This window comes from Flavobacterium sp. FPG59 (genome assembly GCF_002150205.1).
Lineage (GTDB): Bacteria > Bacteroidota > Bacteroidia > Flavobacteriales > Flavobacteriaceae > Flavobacterium.
Map to the genome: position 1 here is coordinate 1 of NZ_MTCA01000033.1, position 23,726 is coordinate 23,726.

The 23,726-nt window shown below is 33.4% G+C and carries 24 protein-coding genes; 10 read left to right on the top strand and 14 right to left on the bottom strand.

Annotated features, from left to right (window positions below; genetic code table 11):
• Positions 1–87 precede the first annotated feature (87 nt).
• Positions 88–756, top strand: coding sequence for an alpha/beta hydrolase (locus FPG59_RS05155; protein WP_086453556.1), 669 nt, complete (start codon positions 88–90; stop codon positions 754–756).
• Positions 757–779: 23 nt separating this feature from the next.
• On the opposite strand, the gene FPG59_RS05160 is transcribed toward FPG59_RS05155, so the two are convergent.
• Entirely contained in the window at positions 780–1,472 is a 693-nt protein-coding gene (locus FPG59_RS05160; RefSeq protein ID WP_086453557.1) for a thioredoxin family protein, read from the bottom strand.
• Between the two features lie 150 nt (positions 1,473–1,622).
• Positions 1,623–2,138 carry a hypothetical protein gene (locus FPG59_RS05165; protein ID WP_086453558.1) on the bottom strand — a complete coding sequence of 172 codons (516 nt, stop codon included), beginning with the start codon at positions 2,136–2,138 and terminating at the stop codon, positions 1,623–1,625.
• 163 nt (positions 2,139–2,301) lie between these two features.
• Here FPG59_RS05165 and rpmH point away from each other — a divergent pair, with 163 nt between their 5' ends.
• Together rpmH and carB are read left to right on the top strand one after the other, a co-directional pair.
• The gene (gene rpmH, locus FPG59_RS05170; RefSeq protein WP_008464848.1) at positions 2,302–2,463 is read left to right on the top strand and encodes a 50S ribosomal protein L34; all 162 of its coding nucleotides are present in this window, start codon (positions 2,302–2,304) and stop codon (positions 2,461–2,463) included.
• A gap of 151 nt (positions 2,464–2,614) precedes the next feature.
• Complete coding sequence (gene carB, locus FPG59_RS05175) at positions 2,615–5,467, top strand: carbamoyl-phosphate synthase large subunit (RefSeq protein WP_086453559.1); 2,853 nt, start codon at positions 2,615–2,617, stop codon at positions 5,465–5,467.
• 66 nt (positions 5,468–5,533) lie between these two features.
• Here carB and FPG59_RS05180 read toward each other — a convergent pair whose 3' ends face one another.
• From FPG59_RS05180 to FPG59_RS05190, 3 genes are all read right to left on the bottom strand, one after another.
• Complete coding sequence (locus FPG59_RS05180) at positions 5,534–6,142, bottom strand: YkgJ family cysteine cluster protein (RefSeq protein WP_086453560.1); 609 nt, start codon at positions 6,140–6,142, stop codon at positions 5,534–5,536.
• A gap of 156 nt (positions 6,143–6,298) precedes the next feature.
• The gene (locus tag FPG59_RS05185; protein WP_086453561.1) at positions 6,299–7,588 is read right to left on the bottom strand and encodes an amidohydrolase family protein; all 1,290 of its coding nucleotides are present in this window, start codon (positions 7,586–7,588) and stop codon (positions 6,299–6,301) included.
• 133 nt (positions 7,589–7,721) lie between these two features.
• Complete coding sequence (locus FPG59_RS05190) at positions 7,722–8,615, bottom strand: dienelactone hydrolase family protein (protein ID WP_086453562.1); 894 nt, start codon at positions 8,613–8,615, stop codon at positions 7,722–7,724.
• Positions 8,616–8,814: 199 nt separating this feature from the next.
• Between FPG59_RS05190 and FPG59_RS05195 the strand changes: the two genes are divergently transcribed.
• From FPG59_RS05195 to FPG59_RS05225, 7 genes are all read left to right on the top strand, one after another.
• Positions 8,815–9,759 (top strand): ion channel, encoded by a 945-nt coding sequence (locus tag FPG59_RS05195; RefSeq protein WP_086453563.1) that lies wholly within the window; start codon positions 8,815–8,817, stop codon positions 9,757–9,759.
• An 87-nt stretch (positions 9,760–9,846) separates the two neighbouring features.
• Entirely contained in the window at positions 9,847–10,743 is an 897-nt protein-coding gene (locus FPG59_RS05200; protein ID WP_086453564.1) for a MerR family transcriptional regulator, read from the top strand.
• 36 nt (positions 10,744–10,779) lie between these two features.
• A complete protein-coding gene (locus tag FPG59_RS05205) occupies positions 10,780–12,255 on the top strand; it encodes an NAD(P)/FAD-dependent oxidoreductase (protein WP_086453565.1) in 1,476 nt (491 codons plus the stop codon).
• 1 nt (position 12,256) lies between these two features.
• Positions 12,257–13,096, top strand: coding sequence for a phytoene/squalene synthase family protein (locus tag FPG59_RS05210; RefSeq protein ID WP_086453566.1), 840 nt, complete (start codon positions 12,257–12,259; stop codon positions 13,094–13,096).
• Between the two features lie 44 nt (positions 13,097–13,140).
• On the top strand, positions 13,141–13,581 hold the full coding sequence (locus FPG59_RS05215; protein ID WP_086453567.1) for a sterol desaturase family protein: 441 nt from the start codon (positions 13,141–13,143) through the stop codon (positions 13,579–13,581).
• 166 nt (positions 13,582–13,747) lie between these two features.
• Positions 13,748–14,209, top strand: a complete 462-nt coding sequence (locus FPG59_RS05220; protein ID WP_086453576.1) for an SRPBCC family protein — start codon at positions 13,748–13,750, stop codon at positions 14,207–14,209.
• Positions 14,209–15,504: a deoxyribodipyrimidine photo-lyase gene (locus FPG59_RS05225; protein WP_086453568.1), complete on the top strand. Its 1,296-nt coding sequence runs from the start codon at positions 14,209–14,211 to the stop codon at positions 15,502–15,504. The genes FPG59_RS05220 and FPG59_RS05225 overlap by 1 nt, the downstream gene beginning before the upstream one ends.
• 63 nt (positions 15,505–15,567) lie before the next feature.
• On the opposite strand, the gene FPG59_RS05230 is transcribed toward FPG59_RS05225, so the two are convergent.
• From FPG59_RS05230 to FPG59_RS05270, 9 genes are all read right to left on the bottom strand, one after another.
• The gene (locus tag FPG59_RS05230) at positions 15,568–16,986 is read right to left on the bottom strand and encodes an SDR family oxidoreductase (protein WP_086453569.1); all 1,419 of its coding nucleotides are present in this window, start codon (positions 16,984–16,986) and stop codon (positions 15,568–15,570) included.
• Positions 16,987–17,094: 108 nt separating this feature from the next.
• Positions 17,095–17,694, bottom strand: a complete 600-nt coding sequence (folE, locus tag FPG59_RS05235; protein ID WP_086453577.1) for a GTP cyclohydrolase I FolE — start codon at positions 17,692–17,694, stop codon at positions 17,095–17,097.
• A 52-nt stretch (positions 17,695–17,746) separates the two neighbouring features.
• A complete protein-coding gene (locus tag FPG59_RS05240) occupies positions 17,747–18,430 on the bottom strand; it encodes an SDR family NAD(P)-dependent oxidoreductase (protein WP_086453570.1) in 684 nt (227 codons plus the stop codon).
• A 49-nt stretch (positions 18,431–18,479) separates the two neighbouring features.
• A complete protein-coding gene (locus FPG59_RS05245) occupies positions 18,480–18,764 on the bottom strand; it encodes a TIGR03643 family protein (RefSeq protein ID WP_254906649.1) in 285 nt (94 codons plus the stop codon).
• A gap of 34 nt (positions 18,765–18,798) precedes the next feature.
• The gene (locus tag FPG59_RS05250) at positions 18,799–20,286 is read right to left on the bottom strand and encodes a cryptochrome/deoxyribodipyrimidine photo-lyase family protein (RefSeq protein ID WP_086453571.1); all 1,488 of its coding nucleotides are present in this window, start codon (positions 20,284–20,286) and stop codon (positions 18,799–18,801) included.
• A gap of 5 nt (positions 20,287–20,291) precedes the next feature.
• The gene (locus tag FPG59_RS05255) at positions 20,292–21,596 is read right to left on the bottom strand and encodes a DASH family cryptochrome (protein ID WP_086453572.1); all 1,305 of its coding nucleotides are present in this window, start codon (positions 21,594–21,596) and stop codon (positions 20,292–20,294) included.
• Complete coding sequence (locus tag FPG59_RS05260; protein WP_086453573.1) at positions 21,572–21,706, bottom strand: DUF2256 domain-containing protein; 135 nt, start codon at positions 21,704–21,706, stop codon at positions 21,572–21,574. The genes FPG59_RS05255 and FPG59_RS05260 overlap by 25 nt, the downstream gene beginning before the upstream one ends.
• Positions 21,706–23,013 carry an AarF/ABC1/UbiB kinase family protein gene (locus FPG59_RS05265; RefSeq protein WP_086453574.1) on the bottom strand — a complete coding sequence of 436 codons (1,308 nt, stop codon included), beginning with the start codon at positions 23,011–23,013 and terminating at the stop codon, positions 21,706–21,708. The genes FPG59_RS05260 and FPG59_RS05265 overlap by 1 nt, the downstream gene beginning before the upstream one ends.
• Entirely contained in the window at positions 23,013–23,672 is a 660-nt protein-coding gene (locus FPG59_RS05270) for a TetR family transcriptional regulator C-terminal domain-containing protein (RefSeq protein WP_086453575.1), read from the bottom strand. The genes FPG59_RS05265 and FPG59_RS05270 overlap by 1 nt, the downstream gene beginning before the upstream one ends.
• Positions 23,673–23,726 lie beyond the last annotated feature (54 nt).

The following is a 23,726-nucleotide window of genomic DNA, read 5'->3' on the forward strand; positions in this document are numbered from 1 at the left end:
TGGGTGTATTTTCTAAAAAAAAATTAATTTTAAACAAATTTCGGGATTATAATCCTTAAAGATGTTATAAATAAGTTAAAAGCAATTATGAGTAAAACACATGTCTATTTTATGCCTGGGTTGGCAGCTAGCACAACTATTTTTGAGCGTATAAAATTACCTGAGACAGATTTTGAAATGCATTACTTGGAGTGGGAAATTCCATTTGATAATGAAACCTTAGTAGCATACGCCAAGAGAATAGCAGATAAAATAGTTCATAGAAATCCTGTTTTAATAGGAGTTTCTTTTGGAGGTATTTTAGTTCAGGAAATGGCAAAACATATTGTGGTTAGCAAAGTTATTATTATTTCCAGTGTCAAGAGTAATGCTGAATTCCCTCTTCGATTAAAGGTAGCGAAATCTACTAAAGCTTATAAACTAATCCCGATGAACTTGATTTTGAATATAGAAACTTTAGCTAAATTCTCTTTTGGTGAAAAAGTGAATCAAAGGCTCAAGCTGTATGAGAAGTTTTTATCTGTTCGGGATATTCGGTATTTAACTTGGGCTGTAGAGCAGGTGGTGCTTTGGGATAGAGTTACAATTGATGAAAGCGTAGTGCACATTCATGGCGATCAAGATGATGTTTTTCCTATAAAAAATATAAAAAAATGTATTGTTGTAAAAGGAGGTACTCACATTATGATTTTAAATAAATACAAATGGTTGAATGAGAAACTACCACTTATAATTACAGATAGTTATGAGATTTGAAATATTGTGTGTAAACAGTGTGTTTAATGTTTTCTTGTAGTTGTATTGAGGCTTAATTTAGTATTTGTTGTACGAATCATATCTTCAAAAAGAGAATAACTCATAGCAAATGCTGCGTCCTTAGAAATTTTTATTTTATTTTGATTTTTAATTCGGTTAATAGTTACCACCTTTTTATTTTCGTCTATGTAGTAAACGGTAGGCATTCCTAATGTGTGCTTTAAGGTGGCTACTATTTTAAAATCATTTTGATAGGCTTCATTAGCGTAACAAATCTTGATTTTAGAATTAAATTGATTTACTGTTTTTTTTAAATTTTTCTTTTTATCCCAAAAAACTATGACTATTTGTAAATCATTACCATATTTATTTGCTAGTGTATTCAAAGCTGGAGCATCTCCTTTGTTACGTACGCACCAGCTGGCATAAGTGACTAATAAAATGGGTTTGTTTATTTTATGGAGTATTACTTTTTTTGAATTATATCCTTTTATGGTAAAATCATCAAATAGAGTTCCATTTAGTTTGTGTAGAACTAGTGAGTCAAATAACCGCTTGCCCTCTGTGAAGTCTTTGTTTTCAAAAGCAATTGCACTTGCTGATTTATAAGGTTTGATATTGCGTTTTACCGCATCGGAAAAATAGACAATACTATCTTGAGCATAGTTGCCTGTGGTAAAGAGGAAAAACAACAATAAGTATAATTTTCTCCACATATATTTCAATTATTGTTTAAAAGTATGTTAATAAGTTTATTGATGTTAAAAAAATCGTTCAATTACCAAAAAAATCGATAAACTGTAATAGGTATAAAAAAACCACTTACAATTGTAAGTGGTTCGTAATTAATTTATTAAAAAAAAGAGTTACATCTTTTTCATTTGCTCTTTCATCATTACAATTTGTTCCTTCAGCATGTTTTGTTTGTCTAATTTTTTAGCTTCGTTCAATAATGTTGTTGCCTCTAACTTACGACGTCTCGTCATGGCTACACCAGCAAGGTTTAATTTGGCTACAGCCAAATCCATATCCATTGATAAACCCAATTCAATTGCTTTTTTGAAATATTTCTCAGCTTGATTGATATTGGTTTGAGAAAGCATAATTCCGTGAAGGTAATTGAAATATCCTTGTTGTTTTTGTACCAATGCTGTTTCTGGATTTTTAATGTATGCTAACCATTTTTTTGCACCTTCAAAGTCTTGTTTTCTTAATTTTAGAAATGCTAAAAGGATAAATTCATTTTTAAAGTATAAAAATACGGGGATAACACTGATTAGTAAAAGAAAAATTCCATTACCAATATTGCTCTCTGTGAATTGCCAAATGCCAGTAGCTACAATAAGTCCGGCAATAATAAGTTTGATATTTCTGTGAAACATAGTATGTTTAATTTAAGATTACAAATATAGTAAAATGAATTGAAAATAATTTTGCAAAACTACTTGTGAGGAAAAAAAGTCTTTGTATATTTGCACTCGGTTTTCGAATAAACAATTATTCAAATTAGTAGACATATAAATAAGATTTTAAAGATACAAAGCAATGAGCAAAAGAACATTTCAACCATCGAAAAGAAAAAGAAGAAATAAGCACGGATTTATGGACAGAATGGCTTCTGCTAATGGAAGAAAAGTTCTTGCGCGTAGAAGAGCTAAAGGAAGACATAAATTGACTGTTTCTAGTGAACCAAGACACAAAAAATAATGTTTTTATAAACATAATTAAGGCGTTACTTTTTTTAGTATCGCCTTTTTTTATACCTATTCGTTAAAAAAGGACAGGTTATTTTACAGTTAAGTGTCTATTTTTGATACTTTTAATAATTATAAACAACAACAACACAACACTACATAAAATGCCAAAAGATACATCTATAAAATCCGTTTTGATAATAGGCTCAGGTCCTATAGTAATTGGTCAAGCTTGTGAATTTGATTATGCAGGTTCACAATCGGCACGTTCTATTCGTGAAGAAGGAATTGAGGTCATCTTAATCAACTCTAACCCAGCTACAATTATGACTGACCCCTCAATGGCAGATCATGTTTATTTGAAGCCATTGACCACAAAGTCAATCATTGAAATTTTAAAAGCACATCCTCAAATTGATGCGGTTTTACCAACAATGGGAGGACAAACGGCCTTGAATTTATGTCTTGAGGCAGAAGAAAAGGGAATTTGGGAAGATTTTGGAGTACGATTAATTGGGGTTGATGTTAATGCCATCAATATTACAGAAGATAGAGATCAATTTAAAGCTTTGCTAAAAAGAATCAATGTACCTACTGCACCTGCCGAAATTTGTACGTCCTACCTAAGAGGAAAAGAAATTGCACAGGAATTTGGTTTTCCATTGGTAATTCGCCCTTCATTTACTTTAGGAGGAACAGGAGCGGCTATTGTATACAAAAAAGAAGATTTTGATGAGCTTTTAACTAGAGGTTTAGAAGCTTCTCCTATACATGAAGTTTTGATTGACAAAGCTTTGATGGGATGGAAAGAATATGAATTGGAACTTTTGAGAGACAAAAACGATAATGTAGTTATCATTTGTTCTATCGAAAATATGGACCCGATGGGGATTCACACTGGAGATTCGATCACAGTTGCGCCAGCGATGACTTTATCTGATACAACATTTCAAAAAATGCGTGATTATGCTATCTTGATGATGCGTAGCATAGGGAATTTTGCGGGTGGATGTAACGTACAATTTGCTGTTTCTCCAGATGATAAAGAAGATATTGTAGCCATTGAGATCAATCCTCGTGTATCTCGTTCTTCTGCTTTGGCATCAAAAGCAACAGGATATCCAATTGCAAAAATCGCCTCTAAACTGGCGTTGGGTTACAATCTAGATGAATTGCAAAATCAAATTACCAAGTCAACTTCGGCTTTGTTTGAACCGACTTTAGATTATGTTATTGTAAAAATACCACGTTGGAACTTTGATAAGTTTGAAGGAGCTGACAGAACTTTAGGACTTCAAATGAAATCTGTTGGTGAGGTAATGGGAATTGGGCGTTCGTTTCAAGAATCTCTTCATAAAGCCACTCAATCATTGGAAATAAAAAGAAATGGTTTAGGAGCTGACGGAAAAGGATACACCAACTACGAACAAATTATTGAGAAACTAACTTTTGCAAGTTGGGATCGAGTGTTTGTGATATATGATGCTATTGCCATGGGAATTCCTTTGAGCCGCATTCATGAAATTACTAAAATTGACATGTGGTTCTTGAAGCAATATGAAGAACTTTACACTTTAGAAAAAGAGATTTCTACTTTTAAAGTTGAAACGTTGCCAAGAGAATTGTTGCTGGAAGCCAAACAAAAAGGGTTTGCTGACAGACAAATTGCGCACATGATGGGTTGTTTAGAAAGCCAAGTTCATGATTTGCGTACCGCTAAAAATATCAACCGTGTATTTAAACTTGTAGATACTTGTGCTGCAGAGTTTAAAGCGCAAACACCATACTATTATTCTACATTTGAAGCTGAAATAGAAAAAGCTGACGGAACACGTTATGTGGATAATGAAAGTATTGTAACTGATAAAAAGAAAATTATTGTTTTGGGCTCAGGGCCAAATCGAATTGGGCAAGGTATAGAATTTGATTACTCTTGCGTGCATGGAGTACTAGCTGCCAAAGAGTGCGGCTATGAAACCATCATGATCAACTGTAATCCCGAAACGGTTTCGACGGATTTTGATACAGCTGATAAATTGTATTTTGAACCTGTTTTTTGGGAGCATATTTATGATATCATTCAACACGAAAAACCAGAAGGGGTTATTGTTCAGCTAGGGGGTCAAACAGCTCTGAAATTAGCAGAAAAATTATCTAAGTACGGAATCAAAATCATAGGAACTAGTTTTGATGCACTGGATTTAGCCGAAGATAGAGGGCGTTTTTCTGAACTTTTAACAGAATTAGCTATTCCATTCCCGCAATTTGGTATTGCAGAAACTGCTGATGAAGCATCGGCATTGGCAGACCAACTGGATTTTCCATTGTTGATTCGTCCATCCTATGTTTTAGGAGGGCAAGGAATGAAAATTGTGATCAACAAGCAAGAACTTGAGGAACACGTAATTAATTTATTGAAAACTATTCCAGGGAATAAATTACTTTTAGATCATTACTTAGATGGTGCTATTGAAGCTGAAGCAGATGCTATTTGCGACGGTGAAAATGTATACATCATAGGGATCATGGAACATATTGAACCTTGTGGTGTACACTCTGGAGATAGTAATGCTACTTTACCTCCATTCAACTTAGGTGAGTTTGTAATGCAACAAATAAAAGATCATACTCAAAAAATTGCCTTGGCACTTAAAACAGTTGGATTAATCAACATTCAGTTTGCGATAAAAAATGATATTGTATATATTATAGAAGCTAATCCAAGAGCATCTCGTACGGTGCCGTTTATTGCAAAAGCCTATGGAGAACCGTATGTGAATTATGCAACAAAAGTGATGTTAGGCCACAATAAAGTAACTGATTTTGACTTCAATCCGCAATTGAAAGGATTTGCCATTAAGCAGCCGGTGTTTTCTTTTAGTAAGTTCCACAATGTGAACAAAGCTTTAGGACCTGAAATGAAATCGACAGGGGAAAGTATTTTATTTATTGATGACTTGAAAGACGATCAATTTTATGAATTGTACTCCAGAAGAAAAATGTATTTGAGTAAATAAAACTCTAAATATTTATATTGAAAAAGCCCCAAATGGGGCTTTTTTTTGTGGGACTGTGTTTTTGGATTAAGCAATATTACCCAAATCTTTTGGAAAAGGACGGTAGGCATAATAGTGTAGAACTTCTTCAATAGCAGTTCTTAAAGCTTTATTGATAGGCATCATGGTAGTACCTAGACGTGCATCAATCTGGGAAAGTTGCATGTAATAGTCTGTAAAAACAGGAATGTAAAGCCCTTTACTTATAGCTTCTTCAGTAGTTTTGTAGTGTTCGTTTTGTCCTTCTTTTATGATTTTGCAAGTCGCTAATCGTAGCTGACCGTATTTGTCTCTTGTGGCTGCATACCCAAAAAGTCTACAAATCAAACCGCGGTATCGGTAATTGCTGCAACGCCCCATAGCTCGATCTACTAAGGTTAGAGGTTGATACAAGTAACAAAAAGTACTGGATTTATGTTGTAAAGTCTCCAGCGTTTTTTCGGCTTCTCCATTCAGAAATAAATGCAGTGCCCAAGGCAAAAACTCTAATGGCGACGCTTCTATTTCAGGAGTACTGCAACATGCGCCGCAACCGCTACAACAGTTTAATTGTGATTGGGCCTGAAAGACTACAATTTCCTTTTCAAGACGGTCAAATAATGCTTCTACCAATTGAACCTTGTGCGCTATAGCCATGACTTTCTTGGTAAGGTAAGCTATTAAAAAACAGTAAAGTCAAAATTAGGATTTACTTGTGAGTTGTGATGTAATGGGTTTGCTTTATTAATTTTTATTTGGCTTGCTGTTTATTTTTTTGGTATGCCTAGCAAAGTTTTACAGGTTGTAGATTTTTTAATTTTTAGAGTTTGATTCTAATTTTTTTAATAGTTCTGATTTAAAATATACCTTGCCTTCAATGATCGTGATTGCAACTGTTTTTATGTTTGTAATATCTTGTAATGGATTTTTATCTAGAATTATTAGATCAGCAGATTTGCCTGGTTCGATTGTTCCCCAATTTTTGGTTTCACCAAAGAAGGAAGCAGGTGTTGAAGTGGCCGATTTTAAAATAGTAAAGGTATCAATTCCAGCATTTGACCAATTTACCATTTCATCGTGCATATTAAATCCGTTCATTTGAAAGGTCCCTGCAGGGTCACTACCTAGTAATAAAAGGCATTTGTTATCATTGAGTTTTTTTAGAATTTTTTGTTTGTATTGAAATTGAGGTTTGTATTTTTCTGCAGCTTGTATGATTTGGTCATTTCCTTTTGCAGTTACGTAATCGTTTAATTCTTTTTCCCAATTTTCGAGATACGTTTTAGGAGCATTAAAATAAACTAGTCTATTTTTATAGTCATTAGGATAACTTAGTTTTACTGACATAATATCCCAATCTAGTGTAGGACAGTTGTAAACGCTAAATTTTTTGGTTAATAGAATAGCATTTGCTAGAGCACTTTGGTCATTAATTTTTTCGTAGCCAGCAAGATGTTCAATGCTTTTGTAGCCGGATTGCAGTACTTTTTCAAGTGCAACTTCCTTAGGATAGTGTCCACAAACGATAATAGAATTTCTATTAGCCGATTTCATCAAGTTGTCAAAAACTTCTTCATTAGCTATGCTAAAAACTTTTATAAAATTAAGATTATTCTTTTTTATTGCAACCATCAAACTGTCAAATTGCGGTTCTGTATATTTATCCTCACGGGTTATAATATGACTGTAATGTATTTTAGGACTTACTATCTTTGTATCGGTTTCAATTTTATTTTTTAGTAGGAGTTGAGGTGTTTTAGTATTCATAATCCTAATGCGAGTTACTCCTGCGGCAATATTTTCTAAAAGATAATTCTCTACATCTTTTTCTGCAGGGACATGGCTGTGCATTTCAGCTAATCCTGGCATCAAGAACTTGTTGTAACCCTCAATTACTTCATGGTTTGATTTTTTTGAAAGTTTATTGAAATCATCAATCTTTACAATTTTGCCATTTTCAATTAAAACGCTTTTTCTTTCAGTAATATTTGGACTGGTCATTGTTATTAAGTTAATGTCTTTTATGATCAATCCTTTGGATTCTTGCGTCATTCCATTAATACTCCATAAAACAGCAAAGAGAGATAGTATTTTTAGTTTCATTTTTGATATAATTCTTTTTATTTATTAGGAATTCACGTTATTGATACGTTCAGTTGAAAAGTTTAAGCACTTATTTTTATAGACCAAAACAAAAAATCCCAAAGATGATTTGGGAATTTAATCTTGTATTTCATTATTTCTTCTTTAATTCCTGCTTGAAAAAATCAATGGTTCTGGTCCAAGATAACGTAGCGGCTTTTTCATCGTATCTTGGTGTGGTATTGTTGTGAAAACCATGGTTAACACCATCGTAAAAATAGGCAACATGTTGTACATTGTTCTTTTTTAAGATGGTTTCATAAGCAGGCCAACCTTCGTTCACACGGGTGTCTAAGCCAGCATATTGGGCTAGGATAGGAGTTTTAATCAGTTCGGCTTCGGCAGCTGTGGGTTGCCCTCCATAATAAGGTACTGCGGCTCCAAGTTCTGGTATTTTTACCGCCATCATATTTGCAATCCAACCTCCAAAACAAAACCCTACAACTCCTATATGTCCGTTGCAATCTTTGTGCGATTTTAAAAAATGGTAGGCAGCAATAAAATCTTCGAGCATTTCCTCGCGCGTACGTTTCTTTTGAAGTTCGCGTCCTGCATCATCATTACCAGGATAACCACCTAATGGGGATAAAGCATCTGGCGCAAGTGTTATAAACCCTTCAACAGCTCCTCTACGACCTACATCTTCAATGTACGGATTAAGACCTCGGTTTTCATGTACTACAATAATTCCGGGTAGTTTCTTTTTTGTTCCTGTAGGTTGAGATAAAAGTCCTTTTATTGGTCCACCACCTTTATCTGAGTTGTAAGTAATAAATCCCGATTTTATTCTGGGGTCTTCGGGTTGTATCAAAATAGAGTCCACATAATTAGGCGACATGAAACTCAATAATGATGGAAGCGTTAAGGTACCGACAGTAAATAAGGATAGTTTTTCTACAAATCCGCGACGATCAATTTTATTGTGTGCATAATCGTCATATAAGTCAAATACCTCTTGACTGATATCTTCTTTGGTTATTTTTTTCATAGTTTTTTAGTTTGCACTAATGTATAAAAAAAGTGGTAAAGAATTACCGTTGTAAATCTTAGTGGATTAATTGATAAAAAATGTTTTTACACACTACAGCTACTTACTTATTTTTAATATTTCTATTTTTGGTGTTTCAATAACACATGCAAGGAAACCTTTTAAGGGTTGTTCTTGTCTATGTTTTATACTACAAGCTATGAAATTAAAAGGTGAAGGACAACAAAATACGGGTTTTGGTACGAATGCCAATAATTACGGTGGCCGTTTTATTAACAAGGATGGAAGTGCCAATGTTGAAAAAAGAGGAATGTTTATCTTAAATAGAATCAGTTGGTACCACACCATGATTGAGATGCCTCGATGGCGTTTTCTATGCACCTTACTCCTTTTTTATATTGGTATGAATTTTATTTTTGCCTGTTTGTATTACCTCATTGGAATAGAATATTTAAATGGTATTGATATTTCTGGTACAGAGTTAGGTAAATTTGGTCAAGCGTACTTTTTTAGTGCACAAACCTTTACTACAGTGGGATATGGTCATATAAGTCCTATTGGTTTTTTGAGTAGTTTATTGGCTGCAGCCGAAGCCTTGATTGGATTACTTAGTTTTGCCATTGCAACAGGTTTATTTTTTGGAAGGTTTAGTAAGCCCACCGCTTTTCTTAAGTTTTCTCATAATGCTATCATTGCACCGTATAGAGAAGGTACGGGTTTGATGATGCGAGTAACCCCTTTTAAAAATACCAATCTTACCGATGCTTTTGCAAAGGTCACCATTAGAATGAGCATAAAAGAAAATGAGGTTTATATCAATAAATTTTTTGCATTAGACCTAGAATTAGAAAGAATAAATGTGCTCACTTTAAGCTGGACACTCGTTCATCCTATAACAGAGAGCAGCCCGCTATATGGTTTTACTGAAGAGGATTTCAAATCTACCAATGGAGAAATTATTGTATTCTTAACTGCCTTTGATGACATGTTTAGCAATACAGTTGCCACAAGAACATCATATACATTTAACGAATTAATTTATGGTGCTAAGTTTGAACCTATGTACACAAGAAATGAAGATAATTCTAAGACAATTCTGCATTTAGACCTTTTGAATGCTATAAAGCCTGTGAGTTTTAAATAAAAATGACTCTTTTTGTTTGTTTTGGACTTTTTAGTATCATTTATAATAAATTTTATTTTACATTTGTTCAATAAATATTGAAAAACGATGAACAATGTAAAAAATGTATTCAGTATCAAGGATCTTGAAAACCTCTCAGGGATCAAAGCTCATACGATACGAATTTGGGAGAAACGTTACGATATTCTTCAGCCCATGCGTACAGATACTAACATTCGTTTGTATGATTTGGCTAGTTTACAAAAACTTTTAAACATAACCTTGCTCCATGATTATGGGTACAAGATATCAAAAATTGCAACCTATCCTCAGGAAAAAATTCCGTCGCTTGTACGTGAAATAATTTCGAGTAAAACTGCAAAAAGTCACGCCATCAGTGAGTTTAAGATGGCTATGATGAACTTTGATCAAGAGTTGTTTTTTAACACATACAATTGGTTAATAGCTGAGAAATCATTTAAAGAGATTTTTCATCAAGTTTTTATTCCATTGATGAATGAATTAGGACTTTTGTGGCAATCCGATACCATTACTCCAGCACACGAGCATTTTATTAGTTATTTAATCAAACAAAAATTACTAATTAATACAGAGAAGCTTCAAGTTTTGAAGCAAACCAAGAATGATAAAGTTTTTGTTTTGTCTTTGCCTATGAACGAGATTCATGAACTTGGTTTGATGTATTTAAACTATGAAGTGTTATTACACGGATACAAAACGATTTATCTGGGTGAAAGTATGCCTATTGAAAACCTAAAAGACTTAAAAAAACACTTTAACTCTATTGTATATGTGTCTTACATGACGGTTCAACCAGAACGAGATCTTCTGGATAATTATATTCAGAAGATGTCAGAAGAATTATTAGACGACAGCACAGAATTATGGTATATTGGTCGCATGGTAGAGTTCATAAATAAAGACAAACTTCCAGAACAAATAACAATTTTCAATTCTATTTCAGAATTAGTCGATTGGATTTAATTTTTTGTTTAAACAATTTGTATATTTGCTAAACAAATGAAAGATATAAAAAAAATAACAATAATAGGATCTGGCTTTTCTGCTTTGGCTGCAGCTTCCTATTTAGCTCAAAGTGGTCATAATGTGATAGTTTATGAAAAAAACGATGCATTAGGAGGTAGAGCAAGACAACTCAAAATAGATGGTTTTACGTTTGATATGGGGCCAAGTTGGTACTGGATGCCAGATGTTTTTCAGCGTTTTTTTGCTGATTTTGGCAAAAAAACTACTCATTATTATGAGTTAATAAAACTAGCACCAGCATATAGGGTATACTACGGAATCAATGATTTCATTACTATTGCTGATAATTTAGATGAAATTGTTGCCACTTTTGATTCTATTGAAAAGGGTAGTGGTGCAAAGTTGCAAAAGTTTATGGCACGTGCCAAAAGCAACTATGATATCGCTATCAAAGATTTAGTTTATCGTCCGGGAGTTTCGGCTTTAGAGTTAATCACTACCGAAACGGCATTAAAAGTAGGTGAATTTTTTAGTAACATAAGTAGAGATGTACGTAAGCAGTTTAAAAATGAAAGGCTAATCCAGATTTTAGAGTTTCCTGTATTATTCCTTGGTGCAAAACCATCAGATACACCCTCCTTTTATAGTTTCATGAATTTTGCTGATTTCGGATTGGGAACTTGGCATCCAAAAACAGGAATGTTTGATGTGGTGAGAGCCATGGTAAATCTTGCAAAAGAATTAGGAGTTCAATTTGTAACCAATGCGGGAGTTGACAAAATAATAGTTGAAAACGGAACTGCAGTTGCACTTCAAATAAACGGAGATCGCATAGCATCTGATTTAATTTTGAGTGGTGCTGATTACCACCACACCGAAACATTATTAGATCAAAAATACAGAGCTTATTCAGAAAAATATTGGGACAGCAGAGTTTTTGCTCCATCATCATTGTTGTTTTATGTTGGTTTCAATAAAAAACTAGATAACATATCACATCATGCTTTATTTTTTGATGTTGATTTTTATCAGCATGCTAGGGATATTTATGATGAACCGCAATGGCCTAAAGAGCCTTTGTTTTATGCAAATTTCCCATCGGTAACAGATCAAACTGCTGCTCCTGAGGGTATGGAATCTGGATTTTTTCTTGTACCTTTAGCACCAGGTATAAATGATACTGAGGCTTTAAGAGAGGAATATTTTGAAATAATCATCAAGCGTTTTGAAACTTTAACACAGCAAAATGTTAGAGAAAGTATTATTTTTAAAGAGTCTTTTTGTAAAAATGATTTTGTTTCAGATTATAATTCATACAAAGGAAACGCATACGGCATGGCAAATACGCTCTTGCAAACTGCTTTCTTGAGACCGAAGTTAAAAAGTAAAAAAGTTAAAAATTTATATTTCACAGGTCAATTAACGGTTCCTGGTCCTGGGGTACCTCCGGCATTAATTTCTGGAAAATTAGTGTCAGAATTAATTAATAAGCAATTTTCAGAGCAATAGTATGAAAGAATTATTTGACGATGTGTCTTTTAAATGTAGCAAGTTAGTTACAAAAAATTACAGTACCTCTTTTTCATTAGCGGTATACATGTTATCACCTAGCATAAGAGACGCCATTTATAGCATTTATGGTTTTGTGCGTTTTGCAGATGAAATTGTCGATACATTTCATGGCTACAACAAAGAAGATCTCATTACCGATTTTGAAGAGGAATATTACAAAGCCCTAGAAAGAGGTATAAGTTTAAACCCTATTTTGAATTCTTTTCAACAAACGGTTAAGCAATACAACATTAGCGATGATCTTGTACAGGCTTTTTTACGAAGCATGAAACTAGATTTAATCAAATCTGATTATCACAGTAAAGAAGAGTATGATGCTTATATATACGGCTCTGCTGATGTGGTAGGCCTCATGTGCTTAAAAGTTTTTGTTGCGGGTGATGACAAACGTTATGAGCAACTTAAAGACGAAGCCATGAGACTAGGTTCGGCTTTCCAGAAAGTCAATTTCTTACGTGATTTAAAAGATGATAATTTGGTGTTGAACCGTAATTATTTTCCAGGCGTAGATCTCAATTCATTCGATGAAAAAGCAAAAACACAAATCATCAACGAGATAGAAGAGGATTTTAGAGTAGCTTATGAAGGAATTGTAAAGCTTCCAATAGAGGCAAAGTTTGGTGTTTACACTGCCTTTGTTTACTATAAAAAACTACTTAAAAAATTAGAGAATACGCCTTGTAGTGAGATTGGAAGTTCTAGAATTCGAGTTTCAAATTATTCAAAAGCAGGTTTACTAGCCAAATCTTTTGTGTCTTATAAATTAAAACTAGTATAATTTTCAGCATTAATAAAAATTGTTACACTTAAATACATAATAAAATGATATTTTTTTTGATTTTTCTTGGTACTTTTTTAACCATGGAGGGGATTACTTGGTGTACCCATAAGTATGTAATGCACGGTTCCATGTGGTATTTTCATGCAGATCATCATCAGCCAAAATACGCAAACATCTTTGAGAGAAACGACATCTTTTTTGTGATTTTTGCAGCTCCAAGCATAGCTCTTTTCTACTACGGTGTAGAGGGCGGATTGAATTATAAATTTTTCATAGGTCTTGGTATTATGTTTTACGGTTTGTGTTATTTCTTAATTCACGATGTTCTTATTCATCAGCGTTTTAAGTGGTTCAAACACACAAACAACAAGTATTTAATAGGCTTGCGTAAAGCACACAAAGTACACCACAAACATTTAGGCAAAGAACATGGAGAGTGTTTCGGGATGCTTTTTGTACCCTTCAAATACTATAAAATGTAATAAATATCGTTGGGGCGTGACCTCGCTTCCACTAGCGTTACAGCGGGGTCGGGCTATTCGTTCCCGCTTTTTTTTTTGGCTTGACAAAAAAGTCAACCCCAAAAAAAAGAGCTCCACTACTATCCCTCACGCGCACAAAAACACCAATTTCTTTTACAAAGCCATTATGAAAATATACAAACAAGAAACCGTTCAGCATGTTAATGCATCTGTTGCTGAATGTTGGACTTTTTTTTCGAACCCAAAAAACCTTCAAAAAATTACACCCGAAGGAATGGGTTTTCAAATCACTGATTTTGATCAAAAATCAATGTATCCTGGACAAGTTATACAATATAGAGTGACACCACTTTTTGGCATCACCTTATCTTGGATGACCATTATTACTCAAGTTAAAGAAAACAGCTATTTCATAGACGAACAACGTTTTGGACCCTACAGTTTTTGGCACCACAAACATTTCTTTGAAGAAACCCCAACAGGAACAAAAATGACTGATGTGGTGCATTATGGCTTGCCATTAGGGATTTTAGGTCGCATCATGAACGCCTTAGTTGTAAAAAATAAATTAAAATCAATTTTTGAATACCGTGTAACAAAGGTTGATGAAATTTTTAATTCAAAATAATGAGCAAGCAACAAGTATCTCTCTTTTGGTTTAGACGGGATTTAAGACTAGACGATAATGCAGGTTTATTTCAGGCCTTACAGTCAAGCAAAGTTGTAATTCCTTTGTTTATTTTTGATGATGCTATTCTGGATAAACTGCCAGTAAATGATGCTAGGGTCAACTTTATACATCAATCATTAAGTACCATTCAGGATGCATTAGCTCAAATAGGGAGTTCACTTCTTGTCAAAAAAGGACAAACTCATGTCGTTTGGAAATCGCTATTAGAAGAGTACGATATTCAAAATGTTTTTTATAACAAAGATTATGAGCCATATGCACTAAAGCGTGATGCTGCCATTTGTGAGTTGTTAGCACAAAGTAATGTAAAAGCACAAGCTTTTAAAGACCAAGTAATTTTCGAAGAAAAAGAAATCACAAAAGCTGATGGGTTACCTTATACTGTATACACACCCTTTAAAAATAAATGGTTAGAAAAATACAAAACGATGGCGCCTGTTGTGGAGTATGATACGGAATCATTGTATTCTAATTTTCATAAAAATACCTATGCAATGCCTTCTTTGGCCGAAATTGGTTTTGAAAAAAGCGCTATCACTGTTAAGCCTCACAATCTCAAGTTTATATCAAATTATCAGGATACAAGAGATTTTCCGGCTATGGATAAAACCTCTTATCTGTCTCCTCATTTGCGTTTTGGGACAGTAAGTGTGCGCAAATTAGTCAATTGGGCTTTTCATAAAAATGATGTTTTTTTAAGCGAATTGATTTGGAGAGAATTTTTTATGCAAATTCTTTACAGTTTCCCAAAAGTGGTCAACCGTAATTTCAAGTCAGCGTACGATGGTATTGAATGGCGCAATGACGAAGCCGATTTTAAACGTTGGTGCGAAGGAAAAACAGGTTATCCTATGGTTGATGCAGGTATGCGTCAGCTTAATGAAACAGGCTACATGCACAATAGAGTCCGTATGGTTGTAGCTAGTTTTTTATGCAAACATTTATTAATTGAATGGCAATGGGGCGAAGCCTATTTTGCAGAAAAATTATTAGATTACGAAATGTCTGCAAATGTTGGCAACTGGCAATGGGCTGCTGGAACTGGTTGTGATGCAGCGCCATATTTTAGAGTTTTTAATCCAGATATTCAACAAAAAAAGTTTGATGAAAAAGGAGCTTACATTAGAAAATGGATTAAAGAATTTGATTTAGGATACGGAAAACCTATGGTAGAGCATGCTATGGCTAGAGATAGAGCTATTGCTACTTACAAAGCAGGAATTTTAAAATAGTTTACATTTTACAATACGCGTTTAAAGTTTTTAAACGCGTATTTTTTTTGATTTTTGACAGAATTAGTAAATTAATTTTTGAAGCATTCCTTTGAATATAAATCCATGAAAAGGAACAACGCTGTACCAATACAATTTACCCCATATTCCATTAGGTCTAAATGTTGCCGATTGATATAATGTATTTCCAATTATTTTAAACTCGAGCCAAGCTTCACCTGGAAGTTTCATTTCGGCAAATAAGATAAGTTTTCCTTCTTGTTTATTGGCATACAAAACCCTCCAGAAATCAAGAGCATCACCAGCATGTATGTCATGTCTGTTGGTTCGTCCACGTCTGGAACCTACACCACCATATAATTTATCAATAAAACCTCGTAAATCCCATAGCCAATCTCCATAATACCAGCCCGTTTCACCTCCTATGGACCAAATTCTACTTATGGTAAATTCCCGATCAATGATTTCCATTTTTCTACGGTCAATAAAGCAGTCTTTTTTGGGTACTTTTAAATAATTAGAAAGATTCGTGTTGAAACGCCCGCTAATCATAGAATCTTTCCAGCTAGAAGCTACTTTATCTTCGTCCACTTTTATCAAAGCTCGTTTTAATGCTTGTTGGTACGTCATAGGTTTTACTTGCACGATGTCGTTAATTCTATTGTCATTGCACACCACTTCAACTTTCATACTACTCACCAATGCCGATGCCAATCTGTAGGATGTTGAAGTTACAAAATACAACCAGTAGGAGGAAAGCTTAGGAGTCATAACAGGTACTGTGAAAATCCATCTTTTTAAATTTTTGGCTGCAGCAAAACCTAAAAGCATCTCCTTATACGTTAAAATATCTGGTCCACCAATATCAAAACTTTGATCAAACGTTTTTGGATTCAATAAGGATCGCATTAAAATATCCAACACATCTGTGATAGCTATGGGTTGACATCTTGTGTTGAGCCATTTAGGAGTGATCATTACAGGTAGTTTATTAACTAAATCTCTAATAATATCAAATGAGGCACTACCAGATCCTACTATAATTCCAGCCCTTAGGGTAGTGGTAGCAAAAGTTCCAGTAGTTAAAATATCTTCAACTTTTTTTCGGGAAGAAAGGTGCTTTGACAAGGCTTGGTCATTTACAATACCACTTAGGTAAATCACTTGCTGAACGCGAGTTTGGTTTAAATTAGAAACAAAGTTTTTTGCTGATAAACTTTCTAATTCGTCATAGTTTGTAGCAGATCCTGACATGGAGTGTATCAAATAATACGCAATATCTATAGTATTAGGGATATTTTGAACCGAGAGTTCGTCTAAAAAATCAACCTCAATTACTGTAATTTTACTTTGAAATTCAATAGGGCAATAGAATCTATTCTTATCTCGTACACAACATATTACTTCATGACCTTGTTCTACTAATAAGGGTAAAAGTCTTTTTCCTATGTATCCTGTGGCACCAGTTAAGAGAATTTTCATGACTTTATAAATTAGGTTAACAAAAAAAGGAAACTACGCAATATTTAAATCTTGTAATTTCCTTTTGTGAATTTATGGTAGAACTGTAATTTTTATATAAAGATACAATTAACTTAGTTTATTAGATACCAAACTGATAAACTCTTTTCTGGTTTTGTCTTTTTCAAATGCACCGGTAAATGAAGAAGTAGTTGTTACAGAATTTTGTTTTTGAATCCCACGCATTTGCATACACATATGTTGAGCTTCAATAACAACTGCCACTCCTAATGGATTTAAGGCCTCTTGAATACAGTTTTTAATTTGGTCTGTTAATCGTTCTTGCACTTGCATTCTTCGAGCAAAAGCATCAACAACTCTTGGTATTTTACTCAAACCTACAATTTTACCATTTGGAATATAAGCAACGTGTGCTTTTCCAAAAAACGGAAGCATGTGATGTTCACACATGGAGTACACTTCAATATCTTTTACAACAATCATTTGCTGGTGATCTTCAGTAAACATAGCAGATTTTAGAATTTCTAAAGGATCTAAGCCATACCCATGTGTTAAATATTGCATTGCTTTTGCAACGCGTTCAGGTGTTTTTTCTAGACCTTCGCGAGTCACATCCTCGCCTAGATTTTCGATTATTACTTTATAATTATCCGCTAATGCGTTTGTTATTTCGGTATCGTACTGTTCAATTTTTTCGTAACTTTTCATTTCTTTGATCATTCTATTCTGGGTTTCAATTTTTATTTTGGGTAAATTATTTTTATATTTTAAAAGATACGATGCCGTAGTCCATTTCGAATATCTGACCGGATATGGATTTAGCGTTCTCTGAAATCAAGAAGTTAGCCATATTTGCAACTTCTTCAGGTTTTAAATACCCTTTCATCGGGTGGCGTTCTACCATGTTTTCTTTCATTCGATCGTTTCTTAATATTCCCGCTGCTAAAGTCGTTTCGGTAATTGTAGGGGCAATGGCATTGATTCTAATCACAGATGCTAATTCAGCTCCTAATGATTTTACAAGGCCTTCAATACCTGCTTTGGCTGTTGCTATACTCGCATGAAATGGCATTCCTAGTTTTACAGCAACCGTACTGAATAAAACAATCGACGGATTAGTTCCTTTTCGTAAAGCGGGTAAGTATTTTTGAATGGCTTTCACTGCCCCAATCACATTTATTTCAAAATCATTTCTAAAATCGTCAATACTTAAACTCCCTATTGGTTTTAGATTTATAGAACCAGGACAATAGATTAAAGTATCTACGTTTTCTATATCAGGTAAAGCATCTTGTAGGACATTTATTGAAAAGTGTCTCAAGTTGGGGTGAGTTATTTCAGGCTCGTTTCTACTTATGTTGTACACGATATTGCTTTCTAATTGTTGCAATAGTATGGCACTACCAATACCTTTGCTTCCCCCAATGATTACTATGTTTTTCATGTGTAATATCAATCAGTTATTAAAATTTATTTTTGTAGTTGAATGTGAATTATCGTTTAGAAATTTTGTTGTTGTTAATTTGTCTTTGCATAGTGCATTTAAATCTTCCTTCTCTAAAATCTCTTAGTTTTTCATGCTTTGTTTTTCTTCCTTGCACTCTTTCACGCCACATTTTAAAACTTGATGGTTTCATTTCGGCGCGCATCAAGTTGATTACTTCTTGTTCTTTGAGTCCAAATTGCAATAAAATAGCGTCAAACGTAGTTCGGTCTTCCCAAGCCATTTCTATAACGCGGTCTTTTTCTAAATCAGTAAGTTCTTTTTTTACAGTCACGATACTAAGTTTTTATATTATTCTTTTTTTTAATCTAAGCTTCACTATCGCCTATATCGGCCATAGTATGCAATTTTAAGATTCGGGAACTTTCTTCTTTTACGAGCGGATTTTTTTTCATTTTCCATAAAAAATCACTTGCAAATTTTCTAGTTCTCTCCATGTTTACGATTGGTTTTGGATAATCAACACCAACTTCAAAATCATTAAACTTTTGGTCAAGATATGTCATTTTATAAGGTTCATGGATAAAGCTGCGCGGAATGTTTTGCAACTCAGGAACCCATTTTCTTATAAACTCTCCCTCTGGATCGTGTTCATAACTGTTTTTTATAGGGTTATAAATGCGTAGCATGTTTATACCTGTTTCTCCTGCTTGCATTTGCAATTGCGGAAAATGAATTCCCGGTTCAAAGTCTAAAAACATTTGAGATAAATGATGGGTAGCTTCTTGCCATGGTTGCCATAAATTATGTGTAAAAAACGAAACCAACATGGCGCGCATTCTAAAATTTAAATAACCAGTTTCATTTAAACATCTCATGCACGCATCAATTAGCGGGAAACCTGTCGTTCCTGTTTTCCAAGCTTCGATGTAATTGTTATTTACTTTCTTTTGCAAGGAATGAAAACCTTTATTTACACTCTCAAACTCCATGATTTCCTCCATTTCAAACTTTTGAATAAAATGAGCTTGCCATGTTAATCGTGATACAAATGAGTCTATTTGTTTAGGATCACTACATTGTAATCTAAAAGTAGCAGCTTTTTGCAATACTTCACGAGTTGATAAATTTCCCCATGCAATATAAGGGGATAACCTACTGCAGCTTTTTCTTGCCAATAATGGTTTAGAAATATGAGAACCGTAATTAAAATACCTTTCATTAAAAAAGGTTTCTAAATACTTGCGACCCATTGTGGTACCTCCTTTTTGAAAAATGGTATCAGGAACAGTGTCTAAGTCTTGTTTTTCGAGTGTTTTCTCTAACTCAATTATCTCCTCAATTGGAACGTATTTTTTTGGGTCAAAATCAAAAACGAATAATGGCAAATTCATGTATTTTTCCCATTGTGATACCCAATTTGATCTGTCTTTTAATCCTCTAAAAATACCATTGTTGATGTTTTCTTCCCAATGGATAAAGTTGTTTTTACAATATCTTTTGAAAGTTTTGTCACGTTCATAAGTGATTTTTATTCCTGTTTCTTGGTGTGAATAGACGGTTTTTATTTTATAATTTTCTTCTAAGAAATTAAAAACCTGCATCACTTCAGATGAAACTGCTAATATTTTTGTGTTAGATTGTTCTAGTTGCTTGTTTAAATCTACAATGGATTGTTTAATAAAATTCCAATGTCTTGTACTATAATGAGTGTCATTTTTTAATGATTTTTCAAATACATATAGCAATAAAGTAGGAATTCCTGAATTTGTTGCATTGAAAATAGCTTCGTTATCTTGTAAACGAAGATCTCTTTTCAACCAGACTACATTGATATTTTTTTTATTTGTATTCATTTACATTAAAATAGTTTGTTTTGCAACCATAAGTTTTGAAATTTCGATTGTCCATCATAATTTGATGCTTGTAACTTGATGTTGAACTTTCGGTCTCTAGGATCATTGCCCACTCCAGAAACATACATCCAGTTACCATAATTGCTATGTACATCATAATCAAGTAAAAGAGACTCAAAATATGCAGCACCAATACGCCAGTCCAGTAACAATTCTTTAGCAAAGTACGAAGCTACATTTTGCCTACCTCTATTACTCATCCAGCCCGTTTGTAGTAATTCAATCATATTTGCATTTACAAATGGTTCTTCGGTAGTTCCATTTATCCATTTAGTAATTGCATATTTATTATTTTTCCAATCGTAATCTCTATGTAAAATGCCGCCTATTTTAAAGATACTATCTCCGTTTTTTAATGAAATGTATTTGAAATAATCCCTCCAAATCAACTCAAAAATTAGCCAGTATGTAGACTCATTTTTTTCAATTTCTTTCTCATATTGCAAGATTTCCCAATAAATAGTTTTCGCCGAAATGGAACCATTGGCTAACCAAGGTGAAAATTTCGAACTAAAATCGGCGCCTATCAATCCATTGCGAGTGAGTTTATAAACGCTTAACTTTTCGCTATCCCAAAAATAACCTTGTAATCTAGATAAAGCTGCATCTTCACCTCCACGAAACGGAAAAGCAGTTCTAGAATCTAATTCAAAATCTTCTAAACCCAAATCTTGTAGAGTAGGAATCTTAGTGACATTTGAAACCAAGTTTTCTTTTGGTTTTGCTTTAGAAACAAATAAAGATTTAACTCGAGCTGATTTTTCGCATTTATTTCTAAATTTTGTAAAAACATTTGGTATCGATTCAATATCAAAGGGAATGCTATCAGGATGAAACAAAAATTGCTTGTAAGAAGTTCTAAATTCTACTGTAGCCTCTGTTTTTTCTCTTATATTTTGCTCAATTTGCTTTTCCTCACTAGTCCATTCTTCTTGAAAGTAAAGGGAATTAATTTCATTCTTCTTAATGAATTCAGGCAATACATCCTCAGGTTTTTGTTGGTAAACTAATAATGAAATGTTTAGTTTTTCTAGATTTTTACGCAAAGCAACAACAGACTCTAGTAAGAACTTAGCTCTAAATTTCTCTGTTTTTTTAAATCCAAATTGTGTTTCTTCAAACTGTCTTGGGTCAAAAAAATATACAGCAACAACCGTCTCATTTTTATCAATTGCATTTTTAAGTGATTCATTATCTTGAACTCTCAAATCATTTCTAAACCAAACTAAACCTTTTTGTTTCTTTTGCATTTTTCACTACAATATTTTACTTCTTCCCAAACTTTTTCCCATTTTTTCCTCCAGTTAAAGGGCCTGTTGCAAACTAGGCACATTTTTGAGGGTAAATGCTCTTTTTTCACTATTTGTATTTTTCAAACTCATTGACAACTATTGTAGCCTTTAAGTCAAACATTAAATTGTACAACCCGAAAAAAGTTCTATTCATGTATATAAAATGCTTAGAACCTCTGTTGCCATTCATCTTTCTTAAGTTTGTATCCTTAGAAAAACGCTCTCCTAATGCAGCTATATTGTCAAAAAATGTTACATCAGAAAAATCAAATGTTGATGCTTGAAATGGCTGAGTGAATAAGGATAACAAATCATGAAACATGGTTGTAAAATAAGCGATTTCCTCAGCGGTATCATCGGTTCTTAAAATTTCAAGTTCAAACAATTTAGCGTTAAATAATTTAGGATCATTTATGACCTTTTTGTCAATAAGCTCAAAATAAGGGATGTAGAATTCCGTAGGAATTTTTTTCATGCATCCAAAATCGAGTGCTACAAGATTGTTGTTTTCATCTACCAAGAAATTTCCTGGATGTGGATCTGCGTGTACTTTTTTCAGAATATGAATTTGGTACATATAAAAATCCCACAAAGCCTGTCCAATTTTATCAGACGCCACTTGATCTGTATTTATTTTTGTAAACTCTGATAGGTGTTTTCCAGTCATCCAATCCATGGTAATGATTTTCTCTGATGAAAACTCTGGATAATAGCTAGGGAAAACTAAATTTTCAATTTTTTGACAGGCCTCAACTACTTCTTGGCTTTGTTTTAGTTCCAATAAATAATTAGTTTCCTCAATCAATTTATCTTCTACTTCTTTGAAATATTTATCAGAATCTTTTCCTTGCAGGTTAAACATTCTTATGGCAATTGGTTTTACCATAGACAAATCCGATGAAATACTATTGGCTACACCAGGATACTGAATTTTTACCGCTAATTTTTTACCGTCTTTAACCGCAACGTGTACTTGTCCTATGCTAGCGGCATTTACTGAGGTAGCATTAAATTCATCAAATATTTCATACGGTGTTTTACCAAAATTAGTTTTGAATGTCTTTAAAACCAATGGAGCAGATAATGGAGGCACTGAAAATTGCGATAGTGAGAATTTTTCAACGTAAGCTTGTGGTAAAAAACTTTTATCCATGCTTAACATTTGGGCTACTTTAAGTGCACTTCCTTTTAAACTTTTAAGCCCATCATAAATATCCTCTGCATTATCTACATTCAATTGATCACGAGTCATATCAGAGTTGACCATTTTGCCACCATAATATTTTAGGTAGTTTACGCCAACTTTTGCACCTGTTTGTACTAATTTAGTTGCCCGCTCAATTTTTGAGGTGGGTATGTAGTCTATTGTTTTCATTACTTGTTGTATATTTTTTCTTTGAAAATAAATTTTCCAAAATCGATTAAACTGTCTATTGGAGCAATATTCATTAACTCAAAAGTCACTTTGACAGACTTTTCAATATAGATATCTGTTTTTTCAAATGCTGGACTAGCATCATCAAGCCAGAACTTTAAGGTTAATAAAAGTTGTATCCAAGACGTTTCTTGAAAAGCTTTTTCTTGAAAGTTTTGTAAACGCTCTTGTTGTGTTCTAAAATCATCAGCGATAATTTCGGTTAAGAAATTTTTAAAGCTATTTCTCAATCCAGATAGTTGCATTACTTTTTTAAGTTGGTCATTATGCTCTTTTAAAACTAAAACTACATAACTCCTGTTAGCAGTAAGGATTTCAAAAAAAGTAAAATAGAAACTTAACATTTTACTTTTCATATCATACATCTCGTATTCTTTATTTTTTTGTAAGAGTTCAATTGTTTTTTCTATAAACATTTTGAAAATCTCTTTTTCGATACTTTCTATTGTCCCGAAGTACGCATAAAATTCTGTTTCAGTAAAATCATTAGACTTGCTAAAACTGTATACTGACTTAGGTTTTTCACTGTGTTCTAGTACATAATCCATGTACAATGAAACTATCTTATCTTTTGTAATTGCTGTTTTCTTGGTAGCCATTTTAGTGTGTATTTCTAATTAAGGTATAAAGGTAGTAAATGTTTAACTATATAT